5 protein-coding genes are annotated in these 8,742 nt (G+C 69.6%); 4 read left to right on the top strand and 1 reads right to left on the bottom strand.

Features of this window, described 5'->3' with window-relative positions; all coding sequences use genetic code 11:
• The coding region (locus ACFR9S_RS12215) for an outer membrane protein assembly factor BamB family protein (RefSeq protein WP_379818779.1) at window positions 1-1,982 on the bottom strand (1,982 nt) is incomplete at its 3' end.
• 325 nt (window positions 1,983-2,307) lie between these two features.
• Here ACFR9S_RS12215 and ACFR9S_RS12220 point away from each other — a divergent pair.
• The 4 genes from ACFR9S_RS12220 to ACFR9S_RS12235 all read left to right on the top strand — a co-directional run.
• Window positions 2,308-4,680, top strand: coding sequence for an ATP-dependent DNA helicase (locus ACFR9S_RS12220; RefSeq protein ID WP_379730477.1), 2,373 nt, complete (start codon window positions 2,308-2,310; stop codon window positions 4,678-4,680).
• 60 nt (window positions 4,681-4,740) lie between these two features.
• Entirely contained in the window at window positions 4,741-6,585 is a 1,845-nt protein-coding gene (locus ACFR9S_RS12225; RefSeq protein ID WP_379730478.1) for a S9 family peptidase, read from the top strand.
• Window positions 6,586-6,659: 74 nt separating this feature from the next.
• Complete coding sequence (locus tag ACFR9S_RS12230; protein ID WP_379730479.1) at window positions 6,660-8,105, top strand: short-chain fatty acid transporter; 1,446 nt, start codon at window positions 6,660-6,662, stop codon at window positions 8,103-8,105.
• 13 nt (window positions 8,106-8,118) lie between these two features.
• Window positions 8,119-8,742: MFS transporter (locus ACFR9S_RS12235; RefSeq protein ID WP_379818780.1), on the top strand; the 624-nt coding region annotated here is incomplete at its 3' end.

Here is an 8,742-nt window from a genome sequence, read left to right on the forward strand (position 1 = left end):
GGTAGCGAGCGGGCCGGAGCGAACGCGTCGCCGTCGTCCCCCTCGAGGCGGACCGCCGGCACCGTGATCTCGTCGCCGAACGCGGCGTGATCCCGCCGCCCGACGGCTTCGCTCCCGGCGTCGACGGTGACCGGGATCCGGTAGTCGCCGTCGTCGGCCACGAGCTCGAACTGGACGGTGGTCTCGCCGTCGTTTTCCACCGTGAGCGCCTCCACGAACCGCTCGCCCCGCGTCGGCGTCTCCGTCGAGAAGGACCGGTCCACCGACGCGGTTCCCTCGTCGGTCGGCCCGCCGTCGTCGAGCCGGTCCGCGCTGGAGCCGGCCGAGACGGTTCGGGACTCGGCTCGGGACGGCTCGAACCCGGGTGTCCGGTCGAGCGAGAGCTGCCGGGAGACGCGACCTGCCGCCGTATCGACGGCGACGGAGCGTTCGCCCGCCTCCAGCACCGGGATCGAGAGGCGATACTGGCCGCGTTCGGGGATCTCGACCTCGAACGACAGCTCCCCCTCGACGGTGTGGGCGTTCTCGATGGTGACCTCGTCGACCACCGGGGCCGGGGTGTCGTTCTCGAGGGAGACGGTCAGTAGCCCGTTCTCGTCGATTTCGAGGCCGATATCCGTCGGCGTCGGCGGAATCTCGGCTCCGAACGTCGACGGCGGGAGCTCCGCGGTCCGGACGCTGACTGGCGAGGCCGGAAGCTCGCTCTCGACCCGGAACGTGTGCTCCGCTCCCGGCCGAACCGTTCCGATCTCCCGGTCGCCCGCGGCTACGTCGGTGAGGGGAACGCTCCCCTCGTTCGCGACGGTCACCTCGAGCGTCGCCTCGCCGTGGTCGATGCCGAGAGGCTCGACGGAGACGGCCACGTCGCGCTGTTCGGTTTCGATCGGCACCGTCGCGGTCGACTCCTGTTCCTCGGTCGCGACCGTCATCGTGACCGACTCCCGGTCCTCGTCGACCCCACGCAGCGACACGCGCTCGTCGACGCGGCCGCCGGGCGGGACCGTCGCCGAGAGCGTCGGCGTGGACGGGGTGGCGCCGTCGACGTCGACCGACGCCGTCGTCTCGGCCGGACCCCAGCCGTCGTTCTCGAACGTCACTCCGACGACCGAGTTCGACGGCGTGATGGGGTCGTCGACGATCGAGACGGAGACGGTTCCCTCCCCGCCGTCGACTGCACCGTAGACGGTCACCGTACCGTTGTGGTGGGTCGCCAGCAGCGACGCGTCCGACGTGGCGGCGATCGGCTCGCCGCGAACGTCCCGTAGCTCGGTGACGTCGCCGTCCCGGTCGACGAGACAGGCCTGCTTCCCGGCGTACCCCAGCAGCGTCGTCTCCGCGCTGTCGGCGAGCCACGTGAACGCCCGGTCGTTCTCCCACTGTTTGGTCTCCCCGTCGTAGCCGATCAGCTGTCCGTCCTTCAGCGAGACGACGACGGTGTCGTCCAGGAAACCGACGTCGACCGCCGCGCCGTCGAGGGTGATCGAGGTGAGCTCCTCGCCCACCGAGGAGAAGACGGTCAGGAACGTCCAGAGCGCGACCGCGACACGGCCGTCGGCGGCCGCGACCGCGGGCGTTTCGGCCAGGTCGGGGTGGGACTGGTCGAACTGGCCCAGTTCCGCCCCGCTCTCGGCGTCGAACCGGACGAACGTCTCCTCGTCCGTCGCGACGTACACGTCGCCCGCCGTCGGGTCCGCCTCGACCTGTTGGCCGTCGATATCGGCGGTCCACAGCCTCGTCCCGTCGGCGTCGAACGCCTCCAGCCCGCCGGCCGTGAGGACGTAGGCGTGATCTGCGATCGCGACGTCCGCGTCGGTCGCATCGTCGACGAGCGTGTGCCGCGTGCCGGCGCCGATCAGCTCGACGGTCCCCTCGCTGTCGGCGACGACGAGGTCGGTTTCCCCGCCGGCTGCTGCCTGCACGGAGCCCGCACGGAAACTGTCGATCCGCGTGTACGACGGTGGTTGGGAGTCGGCGTCGGTCACTCTGACCGACCTCCAGCAGCCGAGGCCCGGTGCTGCCCGGACGATAGTCTCGTGTGGGCCGACGAAGATAGCATTCGGACGATACGTTCACGTGAGTTGTAGTAAACGTTACCCACTCACGAACGCCCACCGGCGGTGGTCCTCGGCCCGAACATTCGGCGCTGTCGAAGGGTGGCTGACAGGCGAGGCCGCATCGGGATGGGATCTCTCGCGCTCCCGCCTCGTCTCCCACCCGGCCGTTCTCAGGTCACGGGGAGGGTGGTCCCGGCATCGTACTTGAGTGGTCGGCCGAGCGTTCAAGGGCGGAGGCGAGACCACGTTCGACATGCCTAAACTGGCCGCCGCCCACCCTTCGGTAGTGAGTTGGCGCGACCTGTTCGGCCACCCGGAACCGTACCCCGAGCAGCGCGACGGCATCGAGGCTGCCGTCGACGCTGCGGACGACGGCGGCTTCCTCGCGCTTGAAGGTGCCTGCGGGACGGGAAAGACGATGCTCGCGCTCTCTGCGGGGCTGGACCGCGTGCGCGATCCGGACTCCGAGTTCGAGCGCGTGCTCGTCCTCACCAGCGTCAAGCAGCAGCTGCGCCAGTTCGAGGCCGACCTCCGGACGATCAACGAGAACCTCCCCGAGGCGTACGACCCCGTCTCGGGGCTGACGCTCGTCGGGAAGGCCGACGTGTGCCCGTACGCACGCGAGAACCGCGGCGGCGTCGACGACGAGAACGTCTACGACCGCTGTGAGGGGCTGCGCGAGCGCACGCGGAACCTCACCGCCGACGGCGGGCCGACGACCGCCGACGCGCTCGCGAGTCAGGCACGCAGCCAGCAGGTCGGGATCGCGGACTCGGGCGGGGGTGGCGCCGATTACCTCGAAACTGCAGGCGAGCCGACGCCGTACCGTCCGGACACCGAGGAGTACGGCACCGGTACGGGCAGCACGGAGTACTGCCCGTTCTACGCCCAGTATCTCGCCGACCTCCCGGAGGACGGCGACCCCGCGGAGGCGGTCCCGTTCGACTTCACCGACCGCGGCCTGATCGACACCGAGGAGCTTGTCGGCCTCGCGGCGAGCCACGGCACCTGCCCGCACTCGGTGATGGGGGCGATCCTCGGCCACGTCGAGGTCGTGATCGGGAACTACTACCACGCGTTCGACCCGACCACGTCGGGGCAGTTCACCGGCGCGCTCGTCGACGACTCGACGTTCGTCGTCTGTGACGAGGCCCACATGCTCGAACCGCGGGTCCGAGACCTGGTGAGCGACGGCGTGGGCGACCGAACCCTCCGGGATGCGGTGTCGGAGCTGACGCGGATCCTCCAAGCGGTCGAGTTCGACGACGAATCGACGCCTTCGACGGGGAACGACGACGCCGACCTCGTTCGCGGCGAGCTGCAGGAGAGCGACGTGAAACTGGACGAACTCCGAAATCTCCGGGATTTCTGTGAATCCCTGCGCGAGGAACTCGACCGTCGGGTGAAAGCTCACCTCGACCGCGAGCGCCCGGGCTGGCGCGCGGAGCTGACCGAACTGGACGACCACGAACTGCCGCTGCGGGACCCCGAGACGCCCCAGCCCGACGAGATCACCGAGTGGGCAGAGCGCGAGGGGTTCGGCGAGGCCGTCTGGGCACGGGCCGAGGTCGTCGGCGCTGTCGTCGCCCGGATCCTGAACGAGGTGGAGGACGAGGACGCCTCGCGGGCGGTCACGACGGTCGGCCGGGTGCTGAACGCGTGGTACCGCGAGGACCACGAGTCCTTTTTCCGCGAGATCGAGCTCTCGCGGACGTGGGACGAGAGCGAGCGGCCGGACTCCTGGCGCCGGGCGTACAACGCGCGGCTCTCGCTGCACAACTGCGTCCCCAGTCGGGCGATCGGCGACCGGCTCGCGGAGTTCGGCGGCGGCGTCCTCATGAGTGCGACGCTCGAACCGCTCGACGTGTTCCGGGAGGTGACCGGGCTGAACCACCTCGAAGCGGAGGGGCGGCCGGTCACCACCCGGAGCTACGGGCTGGGGTTCCCCGAGGGGAACCGCGAGTCGTTCGCTGTCGACGCGCCGAAGTTCACGTACGGGAACCGCGGGGCGCCGGGCGAGGAGAACGACTGCCGGCGGATGCACGTCGACGCCGCCGCCACGGTCGCGCGCTCGCCGGGGAACGTGCTCGTGGGGATGCCCAGCTACGGCGAGGCCGAGTGGATGGCTGGCGAACTCGAGGACCGCCTCGAGAAGCCCGTCCTGCTCGACAGTTCCTCGACCGACGAGGTGACCGAGGAGCTGAAAGCCGAGTTCTTCCGCGGGGAGCCGAAGGTGCTGGTGACGAGCATTCGGGGGACGCTGACCGAGGGCGTCGACTATCAGGGCGACCGGCTCGCGGCGGCGGTCGTCTGCGGCGTGCCGATCATCAACACCGCCTCGCCCCGAACGCGGGCGGTTCGGACCGCCTACGACCGCGAGTTCGGGGACGGGTTCGAAACTGCCCTGACCGTTCCAGCGGTCCGCAAAGCCCGACAGGCCATCGGCCGGGTGATCCGCGGACCGGACGAGGTCGGCATCCGCGCGCTCGTCGACGCCCGCTACGCGCGGGAGTCCTGGAACTCCGTCCGGGAGTACCTGCCCGAACGCGAACGCGAGGAGTTCCAGCCCGTCTCGCCGGACATGCTGGAGTTCGGCGTCGAGCGCTTCTGGGACCAGCACCGCTGAAAGGCGGTGCATACTGACTGTTCAGTCAACACTTTACCCCCGGGGTGGGATAGTGTGGCTATGGCAGACGACTTCCTCGAACGGCTCGCGAGCCTTCCGAGCTTCCAGCACGCCGTCGCGTCCCCCGACGGCGACCGCGTCGCCCTCTACTACGACACCACCGGCCGCAACGAACTCCACGTGCTCGACGTTGAGACCGGCGAACGCCGCCAGATCAGCGACGGCGAGGTGCCGCGCAACGCCCGCTGGCACGTCGACTGGAGCGACGACGGCGACTGGGTGTACTTCCACGACGACGAGGGCGGCAACGAGCAGAACGACATCTACCGCATCGGCGTTCGCGGGGACCACGAGGGCGAGGTGGAACAGCTCACCGACCTCGAGGGCCAGACCGCGCTGGTCGACGTGGCCGACGACGGCGAAACCCTCCTGCTGGGCTCGAACCGCGACGGGCAGATGAACCTCTTCACCTACGACCTCCCATCCGGGGAGGTGTCGAAGCTGACCGACTACGACCGCGCGACCGCCAGCGGGGGCTTCTCGCCCGGCGTCGACCGGCTGGCGTACACGACCAACGAGTCCGACGACTACAACAATCAGGACGTCTACGTCGCCGCCGCCGACGGCTCGGACCCGCGGAACCTCCACATCGGCGAGGACGGCGCCGAGGCCGGCTTCGCCGACTGGGGTCCCGACGGCGACCGCCTGCTGGTGTCGGACAACACCGAGAACTTCGGCCGCTGTGGCGTTTACGACCTCGCGAGCGACGAGGTGACGTGGTTCGGCGATCTGACCGCCGAGGAAAGCCCGGTCGCGTTCCTCCCCGACGGCGAGCGCTTCCTCGCGCTCCGGACCCGGAACGCCGCGATCGTGCCGCTGGTGTACGACATCGAGAGCGGCGAGGGGCGAGAACTCGATGTGCCCGACGGCGTCGCCGCGTTCTCCGGCGCCCGCGCGCCGATCCTCGACGGCGAGCGCGTGCTCCTGAACCACACCACCTCCGACAGCCGGTCGGACCTGCTGGCCCACGACCTCGGGACGGGCGGGACGGAGACGCTGCTGGCCGCGGACTACGGCGAGTTCGACCCCGACCGCTTCGTGGGTGCGGAGTACTTCACCTTCGAGAGCCACGACGGCCTCGACATCGGCGCGCTGCTGTACGACTCCGGCGAGCGGCCGTCGCCGCTGGTGGTCAACCCCCACGGCGGCCCGCGTGCGGCGGACTACAAGACGTTCGACATGTACACCCAGTTCCTCCTCTCGCGGGGGTACTCGGTGCTGAAAGTGAACTACCGCGGCTCGACCGGACGGGGACGGGAGTTCGTCGAGCGCCTCTACGGCGACTGGGGCGGCGGCGAGCAGGAAGACATCGCCGAGGCGGCCCGGCAGGTCACCGCCGAGGACTGGATCGACGAGGACCGGGTCGTCGTGTTCGGCGGCTCCTACGGCGGCTACTCGGCGTACTGGCAGATGGTCCAGTACCCCGAGCTGTACGCCGCGGGCATCGCGTGGATCGGCGTGACCGATCTGGAGGACATGTTCGAGAACACGATGCCGCACTTCCGGACCGAGCTCATGGAGAAGTACCTCGGCACGCCCGAGGAGAACCCCGAGCTCTACCGCGAGCGCTCGCCGGTCACCCACGTCGAGAACCTTTCGGCGCCGCTGCTGATGGTCCACGGCGTCAACGACCGCCGCGTGCCCGTCTCGCAGGCCCGGATCTTCCGGGACGCGCTCGAAGAGGCGGGCTACGAGGAGGGTGAGGACGCGGACTATGAATACGTCGAACTCGGCGAGGAGGGCCACGCCTCCTCCGACATCGACCAGAAGATCCGGATGCTGCGCACGCTGGACGACTTCCTCCAGCGCCGACTCCCGCAGGCGACGACGACGCCCGCGGAGTAACACGCTCCAACACGGGGACGGGAGCGCCCTGATCCCGGAACTATTTATACCCGCAAGTCGACCCGAAACGGTGTATGTCTACGAGCGACAGTAACGGCAGTACGATCGAACGCATCGGGTTCCGGATGTCCGAGTTCGTCGAGCGGTGGATGCCGAGCCCGTTCGTGTTCGCCATCCTGCTCACGTACATCGTGTTCGTCGCGGGGTTGGCGACCGGGTCGGGGCCAGTCGACCTGCTCCAGTACTGGTACGACGGGTTCTGGGCGTTCCTCGGCTTCTCGATGCAGATGGTACTGATCCTGATGACCGGGTTCGTGATCGCCTACCACCCGCGGGTCAACAATCTGCTCCAGCGGCTCGCGCGGGTGCCGGCGACCGGGGCGCAGGCCGCGGCGTTCGTCGGCCTCGTCTCGATGTCGCTGGCGTGGATTCACTGGGGGTTCAGCCTCATCATGGGCGCGATCTTCGCCCGCGAGATGGGGAAGGCCGCCCACGAGGAGGACATCAACGTCCACTACCCCCTGCTCGCGGTCGGGGGGTACATGGGGCTGGGGCTGACGTGGCACTGGGGGCTCTCCGCGTCGGCACCCCTCCAGCTGACCGACCCCGCCAACATCGGCGAGGGGACCGGCTTCGGCTTCCTCGAGTCGACGGTGCCGGCCGCGGAGACGATCTTCCACCCCTACGCGATTTCGCTGACGCTGCTGTCGATCCTCTTCGCGACGCTGGTGCTGTACGTGCTGGCGCCCTCGGGTGAGCGCGCGAAGGGGATCACCGAGTACGTCGACGAAGACGAACTGTTCGACGCGACCGGTGGCGGCGCCGCCGACGAGGAGGCCGCCTCGGCGGCCGCGGAGGCCGTCGACGAGCCGGCCGAGACCGACGGGGACCTCCCCTCCGAGCGACTCAACAACAGCCGGGTGCTGGGCGGCCTGATCGCACTGTCGGGGGTACTCATCCTCGCCTACCAGTTCGTCCAGAGCGGGCTCGGCGCGTTCACGCTCAACGCCGTCAACTTCGGCTTCCTGATGGCCGGCGTCCTGATCTACCAGCGGCCGGCGTACTACCGCGAGCGGTTCAACGACGCCGCCGGCGCCGCCGCCGGGATCATCCTCCTGTTCCCCTTCTTCGCGGGCATTCAGGGGATCATGAGCGGCGCGGGGCTGGCGACGCTACTCGCGGAGGCGCTGCTCAGCGTCTCGACCACGGCGACGTACCCCGTGATCGCGTGGGTCACGGGCGCGATCGCGAACCTGTTCGTCCCCTCCGGCGGCGGCGAGTGGCTGGTCGTCGGCCCCTCGGTGCTGCAGGCCGCACAGGATCTCGGCGTTCCCTACGGGCAGGCGACGATCGCCTACGCGGTCGGCGACGCCCACACGAACCTGCTGAACCCGTTCTGGGCGCTGCCGCTGCTGGCGATCACCGGCGTGAAGGCCCGCGAGATGTTCGGCTACGCGATCGCGATGCTGCTGGCGCTGATCCCGTTCCTCGCGATCGTGCTTTGGGCCGTCCCGTACTGACGTAACGCCCCCCGTGTTTCCGAGCCCTCCGTCGCTTCGCCGCCCGTACTACGGCTGGGCGGTCGTCGCGGCCTCGTTTCTGGGGACGTTCGTCGTCTTCGGCCTGAGCTACTCCTTCGGGGTGTTCCTCGAACGGATCGTCGACGACTTCGGCGGCGCACGGGGGCCGAGTTCGCTCGCCTTTGGCGTCCAGACGGTCGCGATCTACGTCGGTGCGAGCGGGCTGGGCGTGCTGATCGATCGCTACGGCACGCGCCGGGCGCTGGCCGTCGGCGCCCTCCTGACCGTCGGTGGGTTGGCGGCAGCGAGCCGGGCGGAAAACCTACTCACGCTGATTCTGACCTACGGGGTCATCACGGGCGTCGGGCTGAGCATCGTCTACGTCGTCGCCTACGGCACGGTCACGCGGTGGTTCGACCGGCGGCTCGGCCTCGCGGGCGGGCTCTCCTCGGCCGGGCTGGGGATCGGGATGTTCGTCGTCGTCCCCTCGGCGGCGTCGCTGATAGCCGAACTCGGCTGGCGGGACGTGTTGCTCGTGCTGGCGGCGGTCGCCGGCGGCCTCCTGCTGCTCGCGACGCTGCTCGTCCGCGACGACCCCGGCTCAGCGGGCGTCGACCCGCCGCCCGAGGAGTTCGTC

Source organism: Halolamina salina (assembly GCF_042678005.1).
Classification (GTDB): domain Archaea; phylum Halobacteriota; class Halobacteria; order Halobacteriales; family Haloferacaceae; genus Halolamina; species Halolamina salina.